Source organism: Escherichia sp. MOD1-EC5495 (assembly GCF_002965965.1).
GTDB lineage: Bacteria > Pseudomonadota > Gammaproteobacteria > Enterobacterales > Enterobacteriaceae > Escherichia > Escherichia ruysiae.
In genome coordinates this window covers 124,087-150,379 of record NZ_PTRI01000012.1, presented here as the reverse complement: position 1 = coordinate 150,379, position 26,293 = coordinate 124,087, and the positions used below count along the sequence as shown (strand labels likewise).

Annotated in this window: 25 protein-coding genes, 1 tRNA gene and 1 rRNA gene; 7 read left to right on the top strand and 20 right to left on the bottom strand. The window is 50.3% G+C overall.

All coding sequences use genetic code 11. From position 1 onward, the window contains the following. Positions 1-65 precede the first annotated feature (65 nt). Together BEG40_RS12005 and rrf are read left to right on the top strand one after the other, a co-directional pair. Positions 66-141, top strand: a tRNA-Thr gene (locus tag BEG40_RS12005). 39 nt (positions 142-180) lie between these two features. After that, positions 181-296: ribosomal RNA gene (gene rrf, locus BEG40_RS12000) — 5S ribosomal RNA — on the top strand. A 91-nt stretch (positions 297-387) separates the two neighbouring features. Here rrf and BEG40_RS11995 read toward each other — a convergent pair. The 7 genes from BEG40_RS11995 to acrE form a co-directional block, all read right to left on the bottom strand. Next, the gene (locus BEG40_RS11995) at positions 388-1,146 is read right to left on the bottom strand and encodes an amino acid ABC transporter ATP-binding protein (RefSeq protein WP_000078344.1); all 759 of its coding nucleotides are present in this window, start codon (positions 1,144-1,146) and stop codon (positions 388-390) included. Between the two features lie 7 nt (positions 1,147-1,153). Continuing rightward, a complete protein-coding gene (locus BEG40_RS11990) occupies positions 1,154-2,257 on the bottom strand; it encodes an amino acid ABC transporter permease (RefSeq protein ID WP_010349805.1) in 1,104 nt (367 codons plus the stop codon). 9 nt (positions 2,258-2,266) lie between these two features. Next, on the bottom strand, positions 2,267-3,448 hold the full coding sequence (locus tag BEG40_RS11985; protein ID WP_010349802.1) for an amino acid ABC transporter permease: 1,182 nt from the start codon (positions 3,446-3,448) through the stop codon (positions 2,267-2,269). 67 nt (positions 3,449-3,515) lie between these two features. Beyond that, complete coding sequence (locus BEG40_RS11980; protein ID WP_000738561.1) at positions 3,516-4,541, bottom strand: amino acid ABC transporter substrate-binding protein; 1,026 nt, start codon at positions 4,539-4,541, stop codon at positions 3,516-3,518. 430 nt (positions 4,542-4,971) lie between these two features. Further along, the gene (locus BEG40_RS11970) at positions 4,972-5,193 is read right to left on the bottom strand and encodes a putative periplasmic lipoprotein (RefSeq protein WP_000825639.1); all 222 of its coding nucleotides are present in this window, start codon (positions 5,191-5,193) and stop codon (positions 4,972-4,974) included. A 251-nt stretch (positions 5,194-5,444) separates the two neighbouring features. After that, entirely contained in the window at positions 5,445-8,549 is a 3,105-nt protein-coding gene (acrF, locus tag BEG40_RS11965) for a multidrug efflux RND transporter permease subunit AcrF (protein ID WP_105285461.1), read from the bottom strand. An 11-nt stretch (positions 8,550-8,560) separates the two neighbouring features. Beyond that, the gene (gene acrE, locus BEG40_RS11960) at positions 8,561-9,718 is read right to left on the bottom strand and encodes a multidrug efflux RND transporter periplasmic adaptor subunit AcrE (RefSeq protein WP_105285460.1); all 1,158 of its coding nucleotides are present in this window, start codon (positions 9,716-9,718) and stop codon (positions 8,561-8,563) included. Between the two features lie 400 nt (positions 9,719-10,118). Between acrE and acrS the strand changes: the two genes are divergently transcribed. Beyond that, positions 10,119-10,781: a multidrug efflux transporter transcriptional repressor AcrS gene (gene acrS, locus BEG40_RS11950; protein WP_105285459.1), complete on the top strand. Its 663-nt coding sequence runs from the start codon at positions 10,119-10,121 to the stop codon at positions 10,779-10,781. Between the two features lie 2 nt (positions 10,782-10,783). Here acrS and BEG40_RS11945 read toward each other — a convergent pair whose 3' ends face one another. The 12 genes from BEG40_RS11945 to acuI all read right to left on the bottom strand — a co-directional run bounded on the left by BEG40_RS11945 (position 10,784) and on the right by acuI (position 21,220). Beyond that, positions 10,784-10,963: a DUF2556 family protein gene (locus BEG40_RS11945; protein ID WP_000620010.1), complete on the bottom strand. Its 180-nt coding sequence runs from the start codon at positions 10,961-10,963 to the stop codon at positions 10,784-10,786. Positions 10,964-11,046: 83 nt separating this feature from the next. Continuing rightward, positions 11,047-11,931 carry an adenine-specific DNA-methyltransferase gene (gene yhdJ, locus BEG40_RS11940; RefSeq protein ID WP_105285458.1) on the bottom strand — a complete coding sequence of 295 codons (885 nt, stop codon included), beginning with the start codon at positions 11,929-11,931 and terminating at the stop codon, positions 11,047-11,049. Positions 11,932-12,016: 85 nt separating this feature from the next. After that, complete coding sequence (fis, locus tag BEG40_RS11935) at positions 12,017-12,313, bottom strand: DNA-binding transcriptional regulator Fis (RefSeq protein WP_000462905.1); 297 nt, start codon at positions 12,311-12,313, stop codon at positions 12,017-12,019. A gap of 25 nt (positions 12,314-12,338) precedes the next feature. Continuing rightward, positions 12,339-13,304: a tRNA dihydrouridine synthase DusB gene (gene dusB, locus BEG40_RS11930; RefSeq protein WP_001219652.1), complete on the bottom strand. Its 966-nt coding sequence runs from the start codon at positions 13,302-13,304 to the stop codon at positions 12,339-12,341. A gap of 328 nt (positions 13,305-13,632) precedes the next feature. After that, on the bottom strand, positions 13,633-14,514 hold the full coding sequence (prmA, locus tag BEG40_RS11925; RefSeq protein ID WP_105285457.1) for a 50S ribosomal protein L11 methyltransferase: 882 nt from the start codon (positions 14,512-14,514) through the stop codon (positions 13,633-13,635). An 11-nt stretch (positions 14,515-14,525) separates the two neighbouring features. Then, positions 14,526-15,977, bottom strand: a complete 1,452-nt coding sequence (gene panF, locus BEG40_RS11920; protein WP_001175701.1) for a sodium/pantothenate symporter — start codon at positions 15,975-15,977, stop codon at positions 14,526-14,528. Further along, positions 15,967-16,209 (bottom strand): YhdT family protein, encoded by a 243-nt coding sequence (locus BEG40_RS11915; protein WP_000381170.1) that lies wholly within the window; start codon positions 16,207-16,209, stop codon positions 15,967-15,969. Before BEG40_RS11915 ends, panF begins: the two co-directional genes overlap by 11 nt. Before the next feature lie 108 nt (positions 16,210-16,317). Next, positions 16,318-17,667 carry an acetyl-CoA carboxylase biotin carboxylase subunit gene (gene accC / locus BEG40_RS11910; protein ID WP_000884623.1) on the bottom strand — a complete coding sequence of 450 codons (1,350 nt, stop codon included), beginning with the start codon at positions 17,665-17,667 and terminating at the stop codon, positions 16,318-16,320. 10 nt (positions 17,668-17,677) lie between these two features. Then, on the bottom strand, positions 17,678-18,148 hold the full coding sequence (gene accB / locus BEG40_RS11905; protein WP_000354618.1) for an acetyl-CoA carboxylase biotin carboxyl carrier protein: 471 nt from the start codon (positions 18,146-18,148) through the stop codon (positions 17,678-17,680). 395 nt (positions 18,149-18,543) lie between these two features. Further along, on the bottom strand, positions 18,544-19,143 hold the full coding sequence (gene msrQ, locus BEG40_RS11900; RefSeq protein WP_001240071.1) for a protein-methionine-sulfoxide reductase heme-binding subunit MsrQ: 600 nt from the start codon (positions 19,141-19,143) through the stop codon (positions 18,544-18,546). Next, on the bottom strand, positions 19,144-20,148 hold the full coding sequence (gene msrP / locus BEG40_RS11895) for a protein-methionine-sulfoxide reductase catalytic subunit MsrP (RefSeq protein WP_000723881.1): 1,005 nt from the start codon (positions 20,146-20,148) through the stop codon (positions 19,144-19,146). Positions 20,149-20,245: 97 nt separating this feature from the next. Next, complete coding sequence (gene acuI, locus BEG40_RS11890; protein ID WP_016159496.1) at positions 20,246-21,220, bottom strand: acrylyl-CoA reductase (NADPH); 975 nt, start codon at positions 21,218-21,220, stop codon at positions 20,246-20,248. Between the two features lie 151 nt (positions 21,221-21,371). Here acuI and csrD point away from each other — a divergent pair, with 151 nt between their 5' ends. Then, positions 21,372-23,312: an RNase E specificity factor CsrD gene (csrD, locus tag BEG40_RS11885; RefSeq protein ID WP_105285456.1), complete on the top strand. Its 1,941-nt coding sequence runs from the start codon at positions 21,372-21,374 to the stop codon at positions 23,310-23,312. Here csrD and BEG40_RS11880 read toward each other — a convergent pair. Continuing rightward, positions 23,309-23,458 carry a hypothetical protein gene (locus BEG40_RS11880; RefSeq protein ID WP_016159494.1) on the bottom strand — a complete coding sequence of 50 codons (150 nt, stop codon included), beginning with the start codon at positions 23,456-23,458 and terminating at the stop codon, positions 23,309-23,311. The genes csrD and BEG40_RS11880 overlap by 4 nt on opposite strands. A 159-nt stretch (positions 23,459-23,617) precedes the next feature. Here BEG40_RS11880 and mreB point away from each other — a divergent pair, with 159 nt between their 5' ends. The 3 genes from mreB (at position 23,618) to mreD (ending at position 26,285) form a co-directional block, all read left to right on the top strand. Further along, positions 23,618-24,661 carry a rod shape-determining protein MreB gene (mreB, locus tag BEG40_RS11870; protein ID WP_000913396.1) on the top strand — a complete coding sequence of 348 codons (1,044 nt, stop codon included), beginning with the start codon at positions 23,618-23,620 and terminating at the stop codon, positions 24,659-24,661. Positions 24,662-24,726: 65 nt separating this feature from the next. Beyond that, positions 24,727-25,797: a rod shape-determining protein MreC gene (gene mreC, locus BEG40_RS11865; protein ID WP_000802527.1), complete on the top strand. Its 1,071-nt coding sequence runs from the start codon at positions 24,727-24,729 to the stop codon at positions 25,795-25,797. After that, a complete protein-coding gene (gene mreD, locus BEG40_RS11860) occupies positions 25,797-26,285 on the top strand; it encodes a rod shape-determining protein MreD (protein ID WP_000135265.1) in 489 nt (162 codons plus the stop codon). Before mreC ends, mreD begins: the two co-directional genes overlap by 1 nt. Positions 26,286-26,293 lie beyond the last annotated feature (8 nt).

Here is a 26,293-nt window from a genome sequence, read left to right as displayed (position 1 = left end):
CGCCGATGGTAGTGTGGGGTCTCCCCATGCGAGAGTAGGGAACTGCCAGGCATCAAATTAAGCGTGCTGATATGGCTCAGTTGGTAGAGCGCACCCTTGGTAAGGGTGAGGTCCCCAGTTCGACTCTGGGTATCAGCACCACTTTTTAGGTTAAAGTTCGGCAGATTAGAAAAGAATTTGTCTGGCGGCAGTAGCGCGGTGGTCCCACCTGACCCCATGCCGAACTCAGAAGTGAAACGCCGTAGCGCCGATGGTAGTGTGGGGTCTCCCCATGCGAGAGTAGGGAACTGCCAGACATCAAATCAAGCGAAAGGCCATCCGAAAGGATGGCCTTTTTGCATTGTGCGAAAAAAGTTGGATTCACCTTTACAGTCCAGGAAACGCAACTTAATGGATTACCTGCGATAAAAATGCCCTGGTACGCTCTGATTTAGGATGCGCAAAAAACTCATCTGGTGCAGCTTGTTCCACTATCTCTCCGCGATCCATAAAAATCACCCGGTCAGCGACGGTTCGCGCAAATCCCATCTCATGCGTTACGCACAACATCGTCATACCCGATTGCGCCAGCCCAATCATCGTATCCAGCACTTCTTTTACCATCTCCGGATCGAGCGCGGATGTTGGTTCATCAAACAGCATAATCTTGGGCTTCATACAAAGTGAACGTGCTATAGCAACGCGTTGCTGCTGACCACCGGAGATCTGTCCGGGAAACTTCTGTGCATGTTCGGCAATTCTCACCCGCTCAAGGTAATGCATCGCCAGAGCTTCAGCCTCTTTCTTTGGCATCTTGCGTACCCAAATCGGTGCCAGGGTACAGTTCTGTAAAACGGTCAGATGTGGGAAAAGATTAAAATGCTGAAAGACCATTCCCACTTCCTGTCTGACACGCTCAATATTGCGGATATCTTCGTTAAGTTCGATCCCATCCACCACGATCCGTCCCTGTTGATGTTCTTCCAGATGATTAATACAACGAATGGTTGTCGATTTCCCGGAACCAGATGGGCCACACAGAACGATTCGTTCTCCCGGTTGCACGGTTAAATTTATATTTTTCAGTACATGGAATTGTCCATACCATTTGTTAACGTTTTCCAGCGTAATCATCGCGTTAGCAGGTTGCAGTAAAATTTGGCTCATAGTGTCCTCAATGCGGTGTACGCCCGGTGTTAAAACGTTTTTCCAGATGCTGGCTATAGCGCGACATGCTGAAACAGAAGATCCAGTAGATCAGTGCGGCGAAAACATACCCTTCGGTCGACATGCCCAACCAGGCGGGATCGACGGTGGCTTGCTGGACGCTACTGAAAAGATCGAACAACCCGATAATGATCACCAGGCTGGTATCTTTGAAGAGTGCGATGATGGTATTGACCAGCCCAGGAATTACCAGCTTCAACGCCTGTGGCAGAATAACCAGTCCCTGGGTTTTCCAGTAACCCAACGCCAGCGATTCCGCCGCTTCATATTGCCCCTTTGGCAGCGCCTGTAATCCGCCTCGCACGACTTCTGCAACATAGGCTGACTGAAACAGGATCACGCCAACCAGCGCGCGGATCAGTTTGTCGATACTGGTGCCTTCTGCCATAAACAACGGCAGCATGACCGAAGACATAAACAACACGGTGATCAGCGGCACGCCACGCCAGAACTCGATAAAAATGACCGATAAGATACGCACAATCGGCATATGGGAGCGGCGACCTAATGCCAGCAAGATCCCCCACGGTAGCGCCCCCGCGATCCCAACTGATGCAATAATCAAAGTCAGCGTCAGCCCGCCCCATTGCCGGGTTTCAACCCGCGCCAGACCGAGAAAACCGCCATACATTAGCCACCAGACGATGAGTGGGTAGATAACCGCCCATACCGCAATATAGCGCCCGCGATGAGGGAGTATTTTCCAGAACATCGGCGCAATCGAAACCAGGCCAATCAGTAATGCCAGATTAATTCGCCAACGTTGGTCGTGTGGGTAAAGCCCATACATAAACTGACCAAATCGTTCGTGGATGAAAACCCAACAGGCACCGGCTTTTGTGCAGTCGGCACGCGTTGAGCCAACCCAGTTAGCCTGCAAAAATGCCCAGTTCAGCAACGGCGGAATCAATTCCCACATCAACCACAAGCAGCCAATAGTCAGCAGGCTATTGCCCCAGCTGGAGAACAGGTTTTTGCGCACCCACACCATAGCGCGGCTTGAGTTATGGCTCGCCGGGCGCGGGGGATGAGACAGCAATACTTTTGTCATCATGACTCCTTAGCGTTCAACGATCGCGATACGGCGGTTATAGATATTCATCAGCAGCGAGATAGTCAGACTGATAATCAGATAGACCGACATGGTCATGGCTATAGTTTCGATAGCTTGCCCCGTCTGGTTCAGTACGGTGCCAGCAAACAGCGAAACCATATCCGGGTAGCCAATAGCGGCGGCAAGAGAGGAGTTTTTGACGATATTGAGATACTGGCTGGTTAACGGCGGAATAATCACCCGCAGCGCCTGGGGAATAATGACCTGGCGTAGCGTAACCGGGTTGGGTAACCCCAGCGAGCGGGCAGCTTCATGTTGACCATAAGGCACCGCCTGGATCCCGGCGCGGATAATCTCGGCGATAAATGCAGAGGTATAAACTGAAAGTGCCAACGTTAAGGCTGCCAGTTCAGGTATGAGAACCATACCGCCACGGAAGTTAAACCCTTGTAGCGCCGGAATATTCCAGTGCACTGCTGCACCAAAAAGCCAGTGTGCCAGTAAAGGCAAACCAATGATCAACCCAACGGTGACAGGCCATGTACGACGCAGTTGACCGGTCTTTATCTGGTGCGTTTTATTGAAACGGAATAACCCAACAGAAATGGCTATAGCAATAACAACAGCCACTATGAACGCGAGAAATCCATCTCCCAGTTGCGGTGAAGGAATGTAAAGTCCACGATTGCTCAAAAAGATCAGATCTAACGCGCTCACCGCCTGGCGTGGTCCGGGCAAATTGCGCAACACGGCAAAGTACCAGAAGAAGATTTGCAGCAATGGCGGAATATTACGGAAGATCTCAATATAAATTGTGGAAAGCTTTCGTAGCAGCCAGTTATCCGAAAGTCTCGCCAGACCGATAAAGAAGCCCAGAACAGAAGCGAACACAATACACAATGCTGAAACCAGTAGCGTATTGAGCAAGCCGACAATAAAAACGCGTCCGTAGGTATCGCCCTGCTGGTAATCGATCAAATGCTGGACGATACCGAAGCCAGCACCGCGATCCAGAAAGGCAAACCCCGATGTAATGCCGCGATTGCTTAGATTCGTTACGGTATTATGGAATAGCCAGCCTACAATGCCGACGACGGCGACAACGGCAAGGATCTGGAAAAGCCAGGCGCGAACCGTAGGATTGGCAAATGAAAGTGAACCTTTAACGGTTGTGCGGCGATGGGACATAGGAACCTCGGAAACCATAACGCTAAAGAGAGCGCCGCTGTAGCGACGCTCATTACCTCACACCGACTTAACGCACGGGCGGTGCGTACTGGATGCCACCGTTATTCCAGAGATTATTTTGACCACGTTTAATTTTCAGTGGGCTTTCGGAGCCGACGTTGCGCTCAAAAATTTCCGAGTAGTTACCCACCTTTTTGATGATGTTGTATGCCCATTGGTTATCCAGCTTCAGATCTTTGCCGTAATCGCCCTCTTTACCCAGTAGATGCGCCATATCAGGCGTTGCCGGATTCGCCGCTTTCTCATCGACGTTCTGGGAATTGATGCCCATCTCTTCAGCATTCAGCATGGCAAAAAGCGTCCAGCGCACAATAGAGAACCATTCGTCATCGCCACGGCGGACTACCGGACCAAGCGGTTCTTTAGAGATAACTTCTGGCAGCACGATCCACTCGGCTGGGTTGCTTAATTTGATTCGCAATGCATACAGTTGTGATTGATCCGAGGCCAGCGTATCGCAGCGACCAGATTCCAGAGCCTTCGCGGATTCGTCAGAGCGATCGAAGGTCACGGGCGTGTACTTCATATTGTTTGCCTTGAAGTAATCGGCAACGTTGAGTTCGGTGTCTGTTCCTGCCTGAATACAGACCGTTGCGCCGTCCAGCTCTTTCGCGCTTTTTAGCCCCGCTTTATCGTGCGTCAGGAAACCAATGCCATCGTAATAAGTGACACCAGTAAATGCCATTCCCATGCCTGCGTCACGAGATGAAGTCCAGGTTGTATTACGAGAGAGTAAATCCACTTCGCCAGATTGCAATGCAGTGAAACGCTCTTTTGCGGTGAGCGGGGTGTATTTCACTTTTGTGTCATCGCCAAATACAGCGGCGGCGACGCCACGACAAACATCAACATCAATACCAGAAAACTTGCCATCTGCATCGGCATAAGAGAATCCAGGCAATCCGTCACTGATCCCGCATTGCACAAAACCTTTTTTCTTTACAGCATCGAGCGTCGCGCCAGCATGTGCCTGATTTGCAACGGCAAGCAGCACGCTGGCGGCAGCCAGTGTGGCTATCATCATCTTTTTCATAATGCTTCCTGTGAGGCGAAAATTATCGTTATAGGACGTTTGGGAAACGCCTTTTACCTGTCTGTGGCCATCCTCTTATAAGCAAAAGTAGTGCCAGCTTTTGCGCACGATTTCGCGTCGCAATAAGCTGAGTGTAGACAGGAAATAATAAAAACAGCGCCCCGCAATGGTGCGAAAATGAAACATGCGCCACATTTTGGCGCAAAAGATTTACTCGTATTTTGCTAAGCAGAATAATGATTATTGGCGTGAGTATCGGTGGGGAGGATGTGATTAAAAAATAAATTAATGCGTTATTTCGATATTGAGGTAATGCTGCGAGATAAAATGCTTAATTAAAAGGGGATTAGCCAGCGAAATATAGCGGTGTTTAACGTATAGAAAGATTCTGTATCGTTAAACAGAGCGCGGAAGTCCGCGCTCTGTTCAGTTATTTTGACAGAGCAATGATCCCCATCGTAAGGCCAGCGACAGCCGCCGCCCCGCCAGCAATAGCTCCGGCAGTTTCCCAGTTATCCTGTGTTGTACCTTTCATACAGGTATTGGTGTGAACCAGGCGTCCCTGATCGTCATAAACTGGAACGCAGGGGGAATCGTGAGCACAGCCCGCCAGCAATGCGGTGAGCAATGCCACAGGAATTAATCTTTTCATGGTGTTACCTCAGTAATAACGCTATCGCTTAATAAGTTAACTCTCTTATTAGCGAGCTGAATGCCATTTTATCACTGGAGGTTATAAATCTTGCGGAATGAATAATGACAAATTATGTGAATTGTAAAAATAGTGAAGGGAGCATGGGCTATAGAAAGTTATTAAAGAGTGAGTGGAAGATTATCTTATTAATTTTTATGGTGTTCAGTGGAATTAATAAAGGCGCCCGAAAGCGCCTTTATGTTTCTGATTTATCCTTTAAAGCAACGGCGGATCACGACAAAGAACACCGGTACGAAGAAAATCGCCAGCAATGTTGCAGAGACCATTCCGCCCATTACACCGATACCCACTGCGTTCTGCGCACCACTGCCGGCGCCATTACTGATAGCCAGCGGTAATACACCGAGAATAAAGGCGAGAGAGGTCATCAGGATAGGACGCAGACGCATACGTACTGCCATCAGTGTCGCTTCGACAACACCTTTCCCCTCTTTCTCCATCAGATCTTTAGCGAACTCAACAATCAATATGGCGTTTTTGGCCGACAAGCCAATTGTCGTTAACAAGCCCACCATAAAGTAAACGTCATTTTTTTGATTAAAGATTGTCGCGGCCAGCAGCACGCCAACAATCCCTAACGGCACGACCAACATAACCGAGACAGGTATTGACCAGCTTTCATAGAGCGCAGCAAGGCACAGGAAAACCACTACGAAGGAGATTGCCACCAAAGCAGGAGCCTGGTTACCCGATAAGCGTTCCTGGTACGACATACCTGTCCAGTCATAACCAATGCCTGCCGGTAATTTTGACGCAAGGTTTTCCATCAACGCCATGGCATCGCCGGAACTGGTTCCTGGCGCGGCTTCCCCCTGAATTTCCATTGACGGCAGACCGTTGTAGCGTTCCAGTCGCGGAGAACCATACACCCAATGTGAAGTGGTAAAGGAAGAGAATGGCACCATTTCGCCGTTGGCGCTGCGAACATAAAGTTTATCGACATCTTCTGGCAGCATACGGAATTTGGCATCTGCCTGAACATAAACTTTTTTCACGCGACCACGATCGATGAAGTCGTTAACGTAAGTCCCGCCCAACGCCGTAGAAATGGTCTGATTGATGTCAGAAAGCGATACGCCTAATGCCTGCGCCTTTTCCTGGTCAACTTCAAGTTTGAATTGCGCGGTGTCTTCCAGACCATTGGGACGCACGCTGACTAAGCTGGCAGGGTGTTGCGCCGCCATACCAAGCAACTGGTTACGGGCCTGGGTTAGGGCATCGTGACCCAGCCCTGCCTGATCAATTAACTCAAAGTCGAAACCCGTTGCCGTGCCCAGTTCAACAATAGCAGGCATATTAAACGGAATGACAAAACCGTCGCGGATCTTACCCAGCTCCATTTTGGCGCGATGGATGACCGCTTCCGCGCTGTTTTCGTCGCCACTACGCTCTTCCCACGGTTTCAGGCTAACGAAGGCCATGCCTGCGTTTTGTGCCTGACCGCTGAAGCTAAACCCGTTAACCGTAAAGACACTTTCAACGTTTGCTTTTTCATTGTGCAGGTAGTAATCCGTCACCTGATCCAACACTTTTTGCGTCCGCTCTTGCGTCGCGCCAGCGGGTAACTGAATCATGGTCAGAAAGACACCCTGATCCTCTTCAGGTAAGAAGGAAGACGGAAGACGTAAAAACAACACCACCATTCCTGCAACAATCAGCGCATAGATCAGTAAATATCGTCCTGTGGAACCGAGGATTTTGCCGACGCTGTTAGTGTAATGATTAACGCTATGATCGAAGGTGGTATTAAACCAGCCGAAGAAACCGCCCTTATTTTCGTGATGCTCAGCAGAGACGGTTTTGAGCAGCGTTGCACATAACGCAGGGGTAAGGATCAATGCCACCAGTACGGAAAGCGCCATTGCTGAAACAATGGTGATAGAGAACTGGCGATAAATTGCCCCTGTGGAACCGCCGAAGAATGCCATCGGAATAAATACCGCTGACAGCACCATCGCGATACCCACCAGTGCACCCTGAATTTGCGACATTGATTTTTCCGTCGCTTCTTTTGGCGGGAGCTTATCCTCCATCATCACGCGCTCGACGTTCTCCACCACCACTATCGCATCATCGACGAGCAGCCCAATGGCAAGCACCATCCCGAACATCGTTAGTGTGTTGATGGAGTAACCAAAAGCGGCGAGGATGGCAAACGTCCCTAACAACACCACGGGCACCGCAATGGTGGGGATCAGCGTTGCTCGCATATTCTGCAAGAACAGATACATCACCAGGAACACCAGCATAATGGCTTCGAACAGCGTTTTTACCACTTCGTGAATAGAAAGCTGGACGAATGGCGTGGTGTCATAAGGGTAGAGAACTTTCATTCCCTGCGGGAAGAATGGCTGTAATTCCGCTAGTTTTTCCTTAATGGCTTTCGCGGTATCGAGAGCGTTCGCACCGGTTGCCAGCTTAATACCCAGACCCGCCGCCGGTTTACCGTTGATGCGAGCGATAACGTTATAGTTTTCACCGCCTAGTTCAACCCGTGCGACATCTTTCAGGCGCACAACCGAACCATCGCTGTTCACACGCAGGGTAACTTTGCCGAACTCTTCCGGATTTTTTAATCGCGTCTGAGCAATAATCGAGGCGTTCAACTGTTGCCCTGGTAACGCTGGCGTTCCGCCCAACTGTCCGGCAGCAATCTGATCGTTTTGCACTTTCAACTGGTTAATTACATCAACCGGTGTCAGCTTATATTTGTTCAGCAGATCGGCGTCCAGCCAGATACGCATCGCATACTGTGCGCCAAAGAGTTGCACGTCACCAACGCCATTCAGGCGGCTAAGCGTATCTTTAACGTTAGAGGCCACATAGTCCGAGATATCGTCCTGTGTGGTGCCTGGGTCATCAGAGACGAAACCCGCCACCATTAAATAGCTGCTACTGGACTTTTCAACGCTGATCCCCTGCTGTTGAACTTCCTGCGGCAGCAACGGCGTGGCGAGCTGGAGTTTGTTCTGCACCTGCACTTGCGCGATATCTGGATCGGTTCCGGACTGGAAGGTGAGGGTAATTGTCACGCTACCGGCGGAATCGCTGGTGGAGGACATATACATCAGGTTATCGATACCATTCATATTCTGTTCGATAACCTGCGTCACCGTATCCTGCACGGTCTGCGCATCAGCGCCCGGATAGTTTGCCGAAACAGAAACCGCAGGCGGCGCAATGGTTGGGTACTGGGCGACGGGCAATTGTAAGATCGCCAGTACGCCCGCCATCATCAGAATAATGGCCAGCACCCATGCAAATATCGGTCGTCGAATAAAAAAGTTTGCCATGTCAGATTGCCTTACTTCGATGCAGTATCTGCGGGGGTATCGGTAGTGGCTTTAACCTGTTCTCCCGGACGCGCTTTTTGCAGGCCGCTGACAATGACTTGATCGCCAGATTTCAGCCCTTCGCTAATCAACCATTTATCGCCAATCGCCTGGCTGGCAACGACAGGGCGCGCTTCAACCTGGCTTTTATCGTTCACAATCAGCACGGTTGCGTCACCACGTGGTGTGCGGCTAACGCCTTGTTGCGGGATAAGAATGGCATCAGGTTGTACGCCTTCATCAATCCGTGCGCGCACAAACATACCCGGCAAAAGCGTATGTTGCGGGTTAGGGAAGACCGCGCGTAGGGTTATGGAGCCGGTGCTTTCATCAACGGTCACATCGGAGAATTGCAGCGTGCCTTTCAGGGGATAGGTTTGACCGTTTTCCATGACCAGTTCTACGTTGCTGGTGGCATTTTCCTTATGCAAATTCCCTTGCTCTACGGATTGCTTCAGCCTCATGAAATCGTTGCTGGATTGAGTAACGTCGACGTAGATAGGATCAAGTTGCTGGACAGTCGCCAGTTCAGTCGTTTGCCCGTTAGTGACAAGAGCACCTTCGGTCACAGTAGATTTGCCGATACGTCCGCTAATGGGCGCAGTCACTTTGGTATAAGCGAGATTGATGCGGGCGCTTTCGACCGTGGCTTTTGCGGCAATTACGGCGGCATCGGCCTGGCGAGCATCAGCAATGGCCTGGTCGTACTCCTGCTGACTGATGTATTTCGTACCCACGAGCGGAACGTAACGTTTTACCGTCAAATGCGCGATGGAGGCGGCGGCTTCACTTTTCGCCAGTTCGCCTTTCGCGCTGTCATAACTTGCCTGATAGGTCGCTGGATCGATCTGGTACAGGGACTGGCCTGCCTGCACATCGCTGCCTTCAGTGATATTACGATTCAGTACGATCCCACTAACCTGTGGGCGAACTTCGGCAATACGAAAAGCATTGGTGCGCCCTGGTAATTCAGTTTTTACTTCTAACGGGGCCGTTTTCACAACATGAACGGTAACCTGCGGTTCACCGACGTGAGCTTTCTCTTCTCCCTTATCGTTACAACCCGCGATTAAAGCAGCGGAGATCAGAATAAAGGAGGGCAGGAGGAAAAACCTGGCATGTTTCGTCATTACTATTCCTCAAAAAAACCAAAAGCGCGTTATTTACCCAAAAAGGCAACGCGTTAACTCGCAGAAAGAAAAAATACAGTTCGCTATCCTACAAATTATCATTCGTCGATGTAAGGAATAGTTATGAATACTGGCGTCTCAAGGCACATAAACACAAAAAAAGATTAATATTCTGATGTTTTGTTTTGATGCGAATTGAATGAGGTGGAATTAAATTCACGCAAATGGAAATATATATTGATTAAGTGAATGAATTTTAGATAAACAATACATATGATTTATTTGACGATTTATAGCAACTCAATATTAGCCTCTCGTATAAATACACATCAGGTGATAGATTAACCTGCGCTATTTTCTCACCCTGTGTCTAATATATTTATTTTCTGAATAATTAACTATGGCCAAAAGAACTAAAGCCGAAGCCCTGAAGACCCGGCAAGAACTGATTGAAACCGCCATCGCCCAGTTTGCACTACATGGCGTAAGCAAAACGACGCTCAATGACATCGCCGACGCCGCTAACGTCACGCGTGGCGCTATCTACTGGCACTTCGAAAACAAGACCCAGTTGTTTAATGAAATGTGGCTGCAACAGCCATCATTGCGGGAGTTAATCCAGGAGCGGCTGGCGGCAGGTTCAGACCATAACCCGTACCAGCAATTGCGTGAAAAACTGATTGTTGGCTTGCAATATATTGCCGAAACTCCCCGCCAACAGGCATTACTGCAAATCTTATATCACAAATGTGAATTTAATGATGAGATGCTGGCAGAGGCAGTAATACGCGAGAAGATGGGCTTTAATCCGCAGACTCTCCACGAAGTATTGCAATCATGTCAGCAACAAGGTTGTGTGGCAAATAACCTCGATTTAGATGTCGTGATGATTATTATTGATGGCGCCTTCAGCGGTATTGTTCAAAACTGGTTAATGAATATGGCGGGTTACGATCTTTATAAACAAGCACCCGCATTAGTCGATAACGTATTAAGAATGTTCATGCCAGATGAAAACATAACGAAATTAATTCATCAAACAAATGAATTAAGTGTCATGTAAATTTACATTCTGTCCTGAAAATTCAGCTCATCACAGTTAACCAGTTTAAGTGGATTAACCGAGTTCATATTGCGGCATTTGTCTGTTTCTGTTGCCAGCAGTTCAATCCATTGCATCAGTAAAGCATCAAACAGAAAAACGGAGATAGCGAAAACGACGAGCCACCAATACTTGCGAATCATTACCTGAACCTGTGCATGTTTAACTTGGTCTGGCAGGAAATATACACGAAATGAATAATCTGAAAACCAGGCTTACACTTCCTTTACTTTGCAATGAGATCGGGGTCAACTTCGCTTAACCGACTTCGTTTTGAGAGGTTGCTGGTTTTTCTTTTTTTCACTTTCGCCAAATCTTCCACAGAGTAATGTGACACGACATCCAGCCGTCGAAGTCCCATCTTGATGTACTCGCTGTTAATCTCAATACCAATGAATTTTCGCCCGCTGGCGACGGCTACGGCACCGGTAGTAAAGCTACCGGCAAACGGGTCGAGAACGACATCGCCAGGGTTGGAAGAGGCGAGAATAATGCGCTTCAGTAATGCTTCCGGTTTTTGCGTCGGATGGTTTTCATATTCATCCATCAAATAACGCACGCGCGGAAAATCCCAGACATTACCCGGTACTTTTTGATGATTGTAAGGCTGTGGAGGATTTTTACGGTAATCGATCAACGCGCGCTGCGATCCGGTTTTAGCTTCTACCAGAATAGCATCACCGTTGAACGTGTAGTTTTTTGCATCTTTCACCATCATCAGGATGGGTTCGTACATGGAGCCATAGTGTTTCTTCGCCTGCACCCCAGAACTGTCATATGACCAGACGATGCGACTTTTGATGGTAAAGATCTTGCGGCACTGGAGATCGATAAAGGGCATGTTTTCCGTGCTGTTCATGATGTACATACTGCCCTGCTTTTTCAGAACGCGGTGGCACTCTGCAATCACTTCAAACAGCCAGTCGATAAACAGTTCTTCTTTCCAGGCTTCGATCAGACCATCAAAATTTTTACCGATGTTATAGGGTGGGTCGGCAAAGATCAGATCGACGCTTTCGGTGGGTAGTTTTTTAAGCTCGGCAAGTGCATCACCGTGAATAATAGTCTTAGCTTCATTACCAAACCGGGTCGGTTCACATCCTGTTCTCATGGTCACTCCCTTTGTGACACCTATAAAAAAGGCGCTTCCCCATGCCGAGTAGCGCCTTTTTAATCAAGCATTTAGCTAACCTGAATTAGTTCATGCCGTACTTTTTCAATTTTTTACGCAGCGTACCACGGTTGATGCCCATCATCAGCGCAGCACGGGTCTGGTTACCACGGGTGTATTGCATCACCATGTCCAACAGGGGCTGTTCTACTTCAGCCAGTACCAGCTCATAGAGGTCATTCACATCCTGACCATTCAGTTGAGCAAAATAGTTCTTCAGTGCCTGTTTAACCGAGTCACGCAGGGGTTTTTGGGTTACCTGATCCTGAGAGTTAACGGTAGAAACGGTCAGTACGTCAGAATTTACGCGTTGTTCGAACATAGTTCTGTCAGCTCTTTATTTCTGTTTACGCAAAATTTTCGAAGTATGCCTCCAACGCCTCCAGCTGTTCGCTGGCATCCTCAATGGCGTTGAATGTGCGCCGAAACTGGTCATTTGGAGCGTGTTCCTGGAGATACCAGGAAACGTGTTTACGTGCAATTCGGTATCCTTTTGCCGGACCATAAAAGTCATGCAGTTCCCGAACGTGCGCGCAAAGCAAGCGCTTAACCTCTGCCAAAGGCAGCGGGGGCAGCAACTCCCCAGTGTCCAGATAATGCTGGATTTCCCGAAAGATCCAGGGTCTTCCCTGAGCTGCACGGCCTATCATCAGAGCATCCGCCCCTGTATAGTCGAGCACAGCTCTGGCTTTAAGCGGGTCAGTAATGTCGCCATTCGCGATAACCGGAATGGAAACTTTCTGCTTAACTGCCCGAATACTGTCGTACTCAGCTTCTCCATTGAACAAACAGGCGCGTGTACGGCCATGAATGGTCAGAGCCTGAATGCCACAGTCTTCAGCCAGTTGGGCAATCTCTTCACAGTTACGGTGTTCTGGCGCCCAGCCGGTGCGAATCTTCAGGGTAACAGGAACGTCCACTGCATTGACGACCTCGGTAAGGATCGATTTAACGACATCCGGGTACTGCAAGAGGGCTGAACCTGCGAGCTTGCGATTCACTTTTTTAGCCGGGCAACCCATATTGATATCAATAATCTGGGCACCGCTTTCCACGTTAATACGTGCTGCATCTGCCATTTCTTTCGGATCGCTACCAGCAATTTGCACGGTGCGAATACCGGGTTCATCAATGTGCACCATCCGTAAACGAGATTTGTCGCTTTCCCAAACCTGAGGGTTAGAAGACATCATCTCGGATACTGTCAATCCGGCTCCCATCTCGTAGCACAACGTCCGAAAAGGTCTGTCTGTAATGCCAGCCATGGGCGCTGCGATCAGGCGATTTCTGAGCTGATATTGTCCGATGCGCATGAGTTAAGAAATGACCATACTGTGACTGCAAGGCGGCGTATATTACGCATTTTTTGCACGAGATGAAAGGCCAAACTTTGACCAATCCTCTGAGATGGATCAAAGAATTGCATTTAAAATGAGCGTAGCGCGATAATTAATCATAAAAATCATCATATTAGAAAATAGTGACTAAAATTTACACTCAAAGAAATTTGAGTAAGTTCTCAATTTTTCTTTATGAATGAAAATTTTGGCACGCAAAATTGCGTAAATAATCAGCAAATTTACGTGCCTTTTGTGACCTTGCTCGCACTTCGCCCTGCATCACCATGTGGTGATGCGAAGGTTAATTCTTACGACCAGTAATGCGACACCACTCTTCTTTTTCCACAACCGGGTCCAGAGCGAAGCTGTCGACATAAGCTTCGCAAACGCTCTCCGCCTGGCTTGCCAGAATACCGGAAAGGCCCAGCAAACCGCCTGAAACCGGCAGGACGCTGATTAACGGTGCCAGTTCACGTAATGGGCCTGCGAGGATATTAGCGACCACCACGTCGGCTTTCATTTCTTCTGGCTGATCTTTCGGGAGATAGAGTTCCAGACGCTCGGAAACGCCATTGCGTTCAGCGTTGTCACGGCTTGCCTGAATAGCCTGCGGGTCGATATCAATACCAATAGCTTTTGCTGCACCAAGTTTCAGCGCCGCGATAGCCAGAATGCCGGAGCCACAACCAAAGTCGATGACCGTTTTACCGGTTAAATCGAGGCTGTCGAGCCATTGCAGGCACAGAGAGGTGGTTGGATGAGTCCCTGTACCAAACGCCAGGCCTGGGTCTAACATTACGTTGACAGCGTTTTCGTCCGGCACATCACGCCAGCTTGGGCAGATCCACAGACGTTCACCAAAGCGCATTGGGTGGAAATTATCCATCCATTCGCGCTCCCAGTCTTTATCTTCCAGTTGTTCGATTTTATGCGCGAAGCCCGCGCCGAGCAGCGGATGGTTTTCCAGAATCGCCACAACTTCATTCATGTCAGTTTCAGCGTCGAACAGACCTATCACATCGGTATCGCCCCACAGGCGAGTTTCGCCAGGCAGCGGCTCAAACACCGGTGTATCGTGGGTGTCCTGAAAAGTGATAGAAACGGCACCCGCTTCCATCAGCGCATCGCTAAGATCTTCTGCGTTCGCGCCGGTGGTGTTCAGTTTCAGTTGGATCCAAGGCATGGCAAAACTCTTTATTTATCAGTAGTCAAAACGGTAGCTTGCGGGACGGATGTACCGAAACGGTTTCCGACCAGGAAAGCCAGCAAACTTAGCAGTAACGAGGGCACGATAGGATGGAAGCCCAGGTACTGAATATTCAGCGTCGCAAGTACGGCATACAGCACGCCGCCGACGATCATGGCACTTAGCGCGCCTTTGGCGTTGGCGCGTTCCCAGTAAAGACCCAGCACCAGCGGCCACAGGAAAACGGCTTCCAGCCCACCAAAGGCCAGCAAATTCAGCCAGATGATCATTTCTGGCGGCTTCCAGGCGGCAAGCAGCAGCAACGCGCCGAGAACTAACGTAATTACAGCCGACATCCGCTTCAGACGCGTCTCATTTTGCATTTGATCCGGACGGATATTCAGATAGAGATCTTTAATGATCGTAGCGGAACTTTGCAGCAATTGGGCGTTGATTGTCGACATGATCGCAGCCATTGGTGCAGCAAGGAAGATCCCGGCAGCAAACGGTGGCAGCACTTTTACCATCAACGTTGGGATCACCAGATCCGGTACGGTGAGATCGGGGATCACTGCCCGACCTAACGCTCCGGCAAGGTGCATACCAAACATCAGGATCGCCACCACAACCGTACCAATGATGATCCCACGATGTACTGCTTTACTGTCTTTATAAGAGATGCAGCGCACAGCGGTATGCGGCAGACCAATCACGCCAAAACATACCAGCACCCAGAACGACGTCATAAAGGCTGGCGACAAAATATCGTCAGCACCTTGCGGCGTAACCAGCTGCGGATCGATGGTTTGCAGCGTCTCTACTGCGTTGCTTAAGCCGCCAGCAGCATGGACCACGCCGACCAGCAGCACAATGGTGCCAATCAGCATCACCAGCCCTTGCATAGTGTCGTTCAGCACGCTGGCGCGGAAGCCGCCAAAGGCGGTATACAACGCAATGCTGATACCGAAAATCAGCAGGCCGGTTTCATAAGGAATACCCGCAGCGGTTTCCAGCAGGCGCGCACCGCCGATAAACTGCACGGTCATCGCACCAACGAACGCAACCAGCAAACTCAAACTTGCCAGCCACACCAGAAGACGGCTCTGGTAACGGGCAAACAGCATATCGTTCAGCGTTACTGCATTGTAACGGCGCGCGAGAATCGCGAACTTTTTGCCGAGAATACCGAGCGAAAGCCAGACTGCCGGTAGCTGGATCATCGCCAGTAATACCCAGCCCAGCCCGTATTTATAAGCAGCACCAGGCCCGCCGATAAACGAACTGGCACTGATATAGGTTGCGGTGAGCGTCATCGCCAGCACAATACCGCCCATAGAACGGCTGCCGAGGAAATACTCATTAAGGAACGTGCCCGCGCTCCGTTTACGCATCGCGTAGACAGAGATCCCGAACACCACCACCAGATAGGCGACCAGCGGTAGAATTACTTCAAGCTGCATCGTCATCCTCCAGCGGGATATCGCGATAGATAAATTTCACCATCGCCCAGCACAGTCCAATAAACAGCAGCGGCGTCAGGATGCAGGCCATCTCAAACCAGCGTGGAAAGCCGGTAAAACCGGGGGCAACGCCAGGTAAGTAAGCGGCTACTAACCATACCGCCAGATACAAAAGGGTCAGCCCCAGCGCCCAGCGCGCCTCTTTATGGGCCTGAACAAAACGAGTGTCCATTTTTTGTCCCTGATGGGTGAAGAAAGCGGGGATTGTACCTTATGGGGCTTGTCGATCCCCAGAAATAAAAAAGGCCGGAAAATCCGGCCTTTTGACGTTTTTGCAGTTTTATTTTTCCTGAAGACCGAGTTTTTTCTCCAGATAGTGGATGTTAGTGCCACCATGCTGGAAGTTCTCGTCGTTCATGATGCGGATCTGCAGATCAACGTTGGTTTTGATGCCGTCGATGATCAGCTCCTGCAGCGCATTCTTCATGCGTGCAATTGCCACGTCACGGTTTTCACCGTAGCAAATCAGTTTGCCGATCATTGAGTCATAGTACGGCGGCACGGTGTAGCCAGCGTAGATATGAGACTCCCAACGCACGCCAAAACCGCCAGGTGCGTGGAAACGGGTGATTTTGCCCGGGCTTGGCAGGAAGGTGTTCGGATCTTCGGCGTTGATACGGCATTCCACCGCATGGCCGCGAACGTGAACTTCTTCTTGCTTGATCGACAGCGGTTGACCTGCCGCGATACGCAGCTGTTCTTTGATCAGGTCAACGCCGGTGATCATTTCAGTAACCGGGTGTTCTACCTGAATACGGGTGTTCATTTCGATGAAATAGAACTCGCCGTTTTCGAACAGGAACTCGAAAGTACCTGCACCGCGATAGCCGATATCAACACACGCTTTAGCGCAACGTTCGCCGATGTAACGACGCAGTTCCGGGGTAATGCCCGGTGCTGGTGCTTCTTCGACCACTTTCTGGTGACGACGCTGCATGGAGCAGTCACGTTCTGCCAGATAGATTGCGTTGCCCTGACCGTCCGCCAGTACCTGGATCTCGACGTGGCGAGGATTTTCCAGGTACTTCTCCATATAAACCATATCATTGCTAAAAGCAGCTTTCGCTTCCGCACGGGTCATGGAGATAGACTGCGCCAGTTCAGCGTCGCTGCGCACAACGCGCATACCGCGACCGCCGCCGCCGCCGGAGGCTTTGATAATCACCGGATAACCAATGCGTTTTGCAATGGCGCGGTTTTTATCCATATCGTCGCCCAGCGGGCCGTCAGAACCCGGAACGCAAGGAACGCCAGCTTTTTTCATCGCTGCAATTGCAGACACTTTGTCGCCCATCAGGCGAATAGTGTCTGCTTTCGGGCCGATGAAGATAAAGCCAGAGCGTTCAACCTGCTCGGCAAAATTAGCGTTTTCGGAAAGGAAGCCGTAACCCGGATGGATTGCTACTGCGCCGGTGATTTCAGCGGCGCTGATGATAGCCGGGATGTTCAGATAACTTTTTACTGACGGAGCCGGGCCAATACAGACCGTTTCATCTGCCAGTAATACGTGTTTTAAATCGCGATCCGCGCTGGAGTGCACAGCGACAGTCTTAATGCCCAGTTCTTTACAGGCACGAAGAATACGCAATGCAATCTCGCCACGGTTGGCAATAACAATTTTATCCAGCATGTTCGCCTCGTTACTCGATGACGACCAGCGGCTCGTCAAATTCTACCGGTTGTCCACTTTCGACCAGAATTGCTTTCACAGTACCGGATTTGTCTGCTTCGATCTGGTTCATCATTTTCATGGCTTCAACGATGCACAGGGTATCGCCCACGTTCACTTTCTGACCCACTTCGATGAACGCTTTCGCGTCCGGGCTTGGGGTGCGATAGAAAGTACCAACCATTGGGGAACGTACGATGTGACCACTGATTTCCGCTGCTGCTGGCGCTTCCATGGAAGGAACGGTCGCCGGAGCGGCTGCGTTAGATTGAGCTGGCTGCTGCATCATCGGTGCAGCGTAAGCTTGTTGCATCATCGGGAAACTAGCGGCAGGTGCTGCACGGCTGATGCGTACTGACTCTTCGCCTTCAGAAATTTCCAGTTCAGAGATGCCTGATTCTTCAACCAGCTCGATCAGTTTTTTAATCTTACGAATATCCATGAGTGGGTTCCGTACTCTTTGTTTAGTGTGATTGTGACAGGCGTTTCACCGCCGTCTGTAAAGCGTATGCCCCGACAGCTGTATGCATAGCGATAAATTCCAGCTGACCGGGACGCCGGTCTATTTTGCCCCAGAGCGTCAATGTGAGACTTGACGGACATTGTGTAGCGATCTGCTGCTATCCTCCGGCAAAAAACAAAATATACCTTCGTTGCGCCATTGTCACCTTTTCCGCAGCTTAAAAACCGCGTTAGGGAGAACGAAGTCGCACATTATAACGATTTCGTAGCAATTGGCAGCTAAATACTGGTCTTATCAGGGAAGATAATCAACAGCTAACATGTAAATAACTTTCAACGCCGTGCATTTTGCAACAAGCCGCACAGTTCATGAAATTAGCGCCACCATTGACGGAACTTCTTAAAACGTAAGGCTAAAAGCAGTAAAGCCAGCCCGGCGTAGATAACCGGCTGTGGTGAGATAATCTTCACTGACCACAGATAATGTATGGGAGCCAGGATCGCGACCAGATAGACGAAGTTATGCAACTGTTGCCAGCGTTTACCTAAGTTTCGCTGCATCGCCTGCGTGGAAGTGAATGCTAAAGCCAGTAAAATCAGCCAACTGACAATGCCGAGCGTTAAATAAGGTCTGGTGATTAATTCCTGACCGAATAACGTCAGGTTATTCACGCCCAGTTCCAGTAAGGCATAACTGGTTAAGTGCAGCGTTGCCCAGGCGAAACACCATAAACCTAGCAGGCGGCGGGTGCGTATCAATAAGGGCTGTTTAGCATAGCGCGCTAGTGGCGTAATTAATAAGGTCGCCAGCAAGAATTTCAGCGCAGTCCGACCAGTAAAATGCTGAATATCTTTCACCGGATCGGCGCTTAATCCGCCATGATTGATTGCCCATACCAGCCAGACAAACGGTAAAAATCCGGCAAGATGCAGGCAAACTTTCAGCCATGTCACTTGTTTTGCTGTCAGTCGCACTTAAAAATTCTCCCGTAAATCCAGGCCACGATAAAGCGACGCTACTTGATCGGCATATCCGTTAAACAGCAACGTAGGCTGGCGTTGTACATCCAGAATGCCGCCTGAACCAATAAAACGTTCGGTGGCCTGCGACCAACGGGGATGATCAACATGCGGATTGACGTTGGCGTAAAAGCCATATTCATTGGGCGCAGCCAGATTCCAGGTGGTTGGCGGACGTTCGCGGGTCAGCTTAATGCTGACAATCGATTTAATCCCTTTAAAGCCATATTTCCACGGCACAATCAGCCGCACCGGTGCGCCATTTTGTGGTGGTAGCGCCTTGCCATAGACACCGACGGTCATCAGCGTGAGTGGATGCATCGCTTCGTCGAGACGTAATCCTTCTATATAAGGATATTTCAGGCCGCCGCCAATAAACCGGTCCTGCTGGCCTGGCATCTGTTCCGGCGCATAAATGGTTTCGAAGGCGACGTATTTTGCGTTACTGGTTGGTTCCGCCAGTGCCAGTAATTTGTGCAGCGGGAAACCAATCCACGGTACGACCATCGACCATGCTTCCACGCAGCGCATACGGTAAATCCGCTCTTCCAGCGGGAAACGACGGGTTAAGGCTTCGTGGTCGAGCGTTAACGGTTTGGCGACTTCACCACTGATTTTCAACGTCCACGGATCGGTTTTCAGGCTGCCGGCATTTGCCGCTGGGTCCGCTTTATCCAGCCCGAACTCATAGTAGTTGTTATAGCCGGAAACTTTATCTTCCGGCGTGAGCGGCAGATTATTTTGCCAGGCGGCAGGTTTACTAAACTCCAGCGGCTTCCCGGCAGGTGCGGGCGGGCGATCGTTGCCCTTAAACCAGTTAAGCAGGTCGGCATGTGTAGTGGTTGGCAGAGAAAGTGCAGCTGCGCTGATGCCTAATGTTTTCAGAATCTGCCGGCGTTGCATAAAAAAAGCCGATTCGGCAGTGACATCGGCTTCTGTAAATTGACGAATTTTTTTCATAACAGACTCCCGGTATGCTCCTGATTACTATGGCAGGGAGAATGTCAAAGTGCTGCTAAAATTCGTTAGTTATATGTAAATTATTTTGTACGAAATCTTAACTTATTTTTACCAGTGTGCGCCCCTGCACTTGGTTATTAATAATGGCTTCGGCAAACTTCGGTGCCTCTGTCAGTGAGATTTCTTTTGCTGCCTGTGAATAGAATGATTCCGGTAGATCAGCGACCAGACGCTGCCAGGCCTGCGCCCGACGAGCTGGTGGCGTCATGACTGAATCCACTCCTTGCAGACGGACGTTGCGCAGAATAAACGGCATTACCGTGGTTGGCAGAGCAAAGCCACCCGCCAGACCACAAGCCGCCACGCAACCGCCGTAGTTCATTTGTGCCAGTACTTTCGCCAGTACTTTGTCACCAACGGTGTCAATTGCGCCTGCCCAGAGTTGTTTTTCCAGGGGACGGGATTCAGCAAACTCATCGCGCGGCAGAATACGGCTGGCGCCTAAACTTTTCAGATACTCATGGGTACTTTCGCGACCAGATACAGCAACGACCTGATAACCTAACTTATGCAACAGCGCCACGGCTGTACTGCCGACGCCGCCGCTGGCACCCGTCACCACAATCTCGCCATCCTGCGGACGAATACCGGCATCTTCCAGTGCCATTACGCACAGCATGGCGGTAAACCCGGCAGTACCGATAATCATCGCTTTACGCGCGTCCAGACCTTGCGGCATCGCAACAAGCCAGTCACCTTTTACGCGCGCCTGTTGTGCCAGCCCGCCCCAGTGGTTTTCACCGACGCCCCAACCCGTCAGTAACACTTCCTGACCGGCATGAAAACGAGGATCTTCACTGGCGCGTACCGTTCCGGCGAAGTCAATGCCAGGAATCATCGGAAAATTACGGATGATTTTTCCTTTACCAGTAATCGCCAGTGCATCTTTATAATTCAGACTCGACCACTGGACATCGACCGTCACATCGCCTTCCGGCAGGCGACTTGCGTCCAGAGTCTGTACAGATGCGAGGGTTTTACCGTCCTGCTGTTCTAAAAGTAACGCCTGCATAAGAGATCCTCATGTGCATGATGGATTGGAAAATAATTTCTGAAGACTATACTCGCTAATGGAAAAGCAAAGCCGATGAAGCGCAATAAATTGCGAGATAAATCTGATTTGCTAGTATGCCCGCGTCCTCACTATCGGAGTTAACACAAGGATGAGATTAACGACGAAATTTTCGGCCTTTGTCACGCTGCTCACCGGGTTAACAATTTTTGTGACTCTGCTGGGCTGCTCGCTTAGTTTCTACAACGCCATTCAGTATAAGTTTAGTCATCGTGTTCAGGCAGTGGCGACGGCGATCGATACCCACCTTGTGTCGAATGACTTCAGCACATTGAGGCCACAAATCAGCGAACTGATGATGTCTGCAGATATCGTTCGCGTGGATCTTTTGCACGATAAAAAACAGGTTTATACCCAGTCCCGCAATGGTAGTTACCGTCCGGTGGGAACCAGCGATCTGTTTCGCGAACTGACTGTACCGTTGATTAAACATCCGGGGATGTCGCTGCGTTTGGTTTATCAGGATCCGATGGGCAACTATTTCCACTCGTTGATGACCACCGCACCGCTCACCGGTGCGATTGGATTTATCATTATTATGCTCTTCCTGGCAGTACGCTGGTTACAGCGGCAACTTGCCGGGCAAGAACTGCTGGAAACCCGCGCCACACGTATTTTAAATGGCGAGCGAGGCTCGAATGTGTTGGGAACCATCTATGAATGGCCGCCCAGAACCAGCAGTGCGCTGGATACGCTGCTTTGTGAAATTCAGAACGCACGCGAACAGCACAGTCGTCTTGATACACTGATTCGCTCCTATGCTGCTCAGGACATCAAAACCGGCCTTAATAACCGACTCTTTTTCGATAATCAGTTAGCAACGTTACTGGAAGATCAGGAGAAAGTGGGGACTCACGGGATCGTGATGATGATCCGCCTGCCGGATTTCAATATGTTGAGCGATACCTGGGGACACAGCCTGGTTGAAGAACAACTCTTCACCCTGACAAATCTGTTATCGACATTTATGATGCGTTATCCCGGGGCGCTATTGGCGCGTTATCACCGTAGCGATTTCGCCGTGCTGTTGCCACACCGGACATTAAAAGAGGCGGAGAGTATTGCCGGGCAATTGATCAAGGCGGTCGATACCTTACCGACGAATAAAATGCTGGATCGTGATGATATGATTCACATCGGCATCTGTGCCTGGCGTAGCGGGCAGGATACCGAACAGGTGATGGAACATGCGGAATCCGCCACGCGCAATGCAGGATTACAGGGCGGCAATAGCTGGGCTATTTACGATGACTCGTTACCTGAAAAAGGGCGCGGTAACGTTCGTTGGCGTACGCTCATCGAGCAAATGCTGAGTCGCGGCGGCCCGCGTCTTTATCAGAAACCGGCGGTTACCCGTGAAGGGCAGGTTCATCACCGCGAACTGATGTGTCGTATCTTTGATGGTAACGAAGAGGTCAGTTCGGCGGAATATATGCCGATGGTGTTGCAGTTTGGCTTATCGGAAGAGTATGACCGTCTGCAAGTCAGTCGCCTCATCCCGCTGTTACGCTATTGGCCGCAAGAAAATCTGGCGATTCAGGTCACCGTTGAGTCGTTGATTCGCCCGCGTTTCCAGCGTTGGCTACGCGATACACTGATGCAGTGTGAAAAATCACAGCGAAAACGCATAATTATTGAACTTGCAGAGGCTGATGTTGGTCAACATATCGGTCGCTTGCAACCTGTCATTCGTTTGGTGAATGCTTTAGGAGTTCGGGTCGCCGTCAACCAGGCTGGTTTGACGCTGGTAAGTACCCGTTGGATCAAAGAACTTAATGTCGAATTACTCAAGCTCCATCCGGGGCTGGTAAGAAACATTGAGAAGCGAACAGAGAATCAATTGTTGGTGCAGAGCATGGTAGAAGCGTGTTCCGGGACCAACACCCAGGTTTACGCTACTGGCGTACGTTCGCGAAGCGAGTGGCAGACCCTGATTCAGCGTGGGGTTTTGGGTGGGCAGGGGGATTTTTTTGCGTCCTCACAGCCACTTGATACTAACGTGAAAAAATATTCACAAAGATACTCGGTTTAACCTGCCGTTTGATCCGTTTTCACGTAGAATAACGCGCGCTGCGTTTCACGGGAGCGTGCTTGTCTGTTCGCCAGATTGTTGCAGCACATATGCAGATTAATGACCTTACGCAGTTGCAAACAGGCGAGGAATGCATGCTGATGCATTTAGCCTCTCTGGACTCAGGTAGAGATTTGTAACAAAGGAAACAAACTGCACTAATTTTCACCGTAGCAGATGATTTTTGCGCCTTGTCGCTGCTGCGTGTGGTTGGTAAAGTAAGCGGATTTTCTTTTCCGCCCCAGCTTTCAGGATTATCCCTTAGTATGTTGAAAAAATTTCGTGGCATGTTTTCCAATGACTTGTCCATTGACCTGGGTACTGCGAATACCCTCATTTATGTAAAAGGACAAGGCATCGTATTGAATGAGCCTTCTGTGGTGGCTATTCGTCAGGATCGTGCCGGTTCACCGAAAAGCGTAGCTGCAGTAGGTCATGACGCGAAGCAGATGCTGGGCCGTACGCCGGGCAATATTGCTGCCATTCGCCCAATGAAAGATGGCGTTATCGCTGATTTCTTCGTGACTGAAAAGATGCTCCAGCACTTTATCAAACAAGTGCACAGCAACAGCTTTATGCGTCCAAGCCCGCGAGTTCTGGTTTGTGTGCCGGTTGGCGCTACCCAGGTTGAGCGCCGTGCTATTCGTGAATCCGCGCAGGGCGCAGGCGCCCGCGAAGTATTCCTGATTGAAGAGCCGATGGCCGCAGCAATCGGTGCCGGCTTGCCGGTATCTGAAGCAACCGGTTCCATGGTGGTTGATATCGGTGGTGGTACTACTGAAGTTGCCGTTATCTCTCTGAACGGTGTGGTTTACTCCTCTTCTGTACGTATCGGCGGTGACCGCTTCGACGAAGCGATCATCAACTACGTTCGTCGTAACTACGGTTCTCTGATCGGTGAAGCGACTGCAGAACGTATCAAACACGAAATCGGTTCTGCTTATCCGGGCGATGAAGTCCGTGAAATTGAAGTTCGTGGCCGTAACCTGGCAGAAGGCGTGCCACGCGGCTTTACATTGAATTCCAACGAAATCCTCGAAGCGCTGCAAGAGCCGCTGACCGGCATCGTTAGCGCGGTGATGGTTGCGCTGGAGCAGTGCCCGCCGGAACTCGCTTCCGACATTTCCGAGCGCGGAATGGTGCTCACTGGCGGTGGTGCGCTGCTGCGTAACCTTGACCGTTTGTTAATGGAAGAAACCGGCATTCCTGTTGTTGTTGCTGAAGACCCGCTGACCTGTGTGGCGCGCGGTGGCGGCAAAGCACTGGAAATGATCGACATGCACGGCGGCGACCTGTTCAGCGAAGAGTAATCGGATGCAGGCAGGGGAAGCATCTGTTTGCCCTGCCTGGTCTGATACGAGAATACGCATAACTTATGAAGCCAATTTTTAGCCGTGGCCCGTCGCTACAGATTCGCCTTATTCTGGCGGTGCTGGTGGCGCTCGGCGTTATTATTGCCGACAGTCGCCTGGGGATGTTTAGTCAAATCCGTACCTATATGGATACCGCCGTCAGTCCTTTCTACTTTGTTTCCAATGCTCCTCGAGAATTGCTGGATGGCGTATCGCAGACGCTGGCCTCGCGTGATCAGCTAGAACTTGAAAACCGGGCGTTACGTCAGGAATTGCTGTTGAAAAACAGCGAACTGCTGATGCTTGGACAATACAAACAGGAGAACGCGCGCCTGCGCGAGCTGCTGGGTTCTCCGTTGCGCCAGGATGAGCAGAAGATGGTGACCCAGGTTATCTCTACGGTTAACGATCCGTATAGCGATCAAGTCGTTATCGACAAAGGCAGCGTTAATGGAGTTTATGAAGGCCAGCCGGTCATCAGCGACAAAGGTGTTGTTGGCCAGGTGGTGGCGGTCGCCAAACTGACCAGCCGCGTGCTGCTGATTTGCGACGCGACACATGCACTGCCAATTCAGGTACTCCGTAATGATATCCGCGTAATTGCTGCGGGTAACGGTTGTACTGATGATTTACAACTTGAGCACCTGCCAGCGAATACTGATATTCGTGTTGGTGATGTATTGGTGACATCTGGTCTTGGTGGACGCTTCCCGGAAGGTTATCCGGTGGCGGTCGTCTCTTCTGTGAAACTCGATACCCAGCGCGCTTATACCGTGATCCAGGCGCGTCCGACTGCGGGGCTGCAACGTTTGCGTTATCTGCTGCTGCTGTGGGGCGCAGATCGTAACGGTGCTAATCCCATGACGCCGGAAGAGGTGCATCGCGTCGCTAATGAACGTTTGATGCAGATGATGCCGCAGGTATTGCCTTCGCCAGACGCAATGGGACCAAAACTTCCGGAACCGGCAACGGGAATTACCCAGCCAGACCCACAGCAACCTGCAACAGGTACTGCCACTAACCGCTCTCCACAAAGGGCTACGCCGCCGCAAAGTGGTGCTCAACCGCCTGCACGTGCGCCGGGAGGGCAATAGTGGCGAGATATCGTAGCCAGGGGCGCTGGGTTATCTGGCTCTCTTTCCTCATCGCCTTGTTACTACAAATTATGCCCTGGCCGGATAATCTCATCGTTTTCCGGCCAAACTGGGTATTGCTCATCTTATTGTATTGGATCCTGGCCTTGCCTCATCGCGTAAATGTGGGCACAGGTTTTGTGATGGGTGCCATACTGGATCTGATCAGTGGCTCTACGCTCGGTGTCCGGGCGTTGTCGATGAGTATCATTGCTTATCTGGTAGCACTGAAATTCCAGCTTTTCCGCAACCTGGCATTATGGCAGCAGGCACTGGTCGTCATGTTGCTTTCGCTGGTAGTGGATATTATTGTTTTCTGGGCAGAGTTTTTAGTGATCAACGTCTCTTTCAGACCCGAAGTGTTCTGGAGTAGTGTAGTCAATGGTGTGCTCTGGCCGTGGATTTTCTTGCTGATGCGCAAAATCCGTCAGCAGTTTGCAGTGCAATAAAGGTTTCT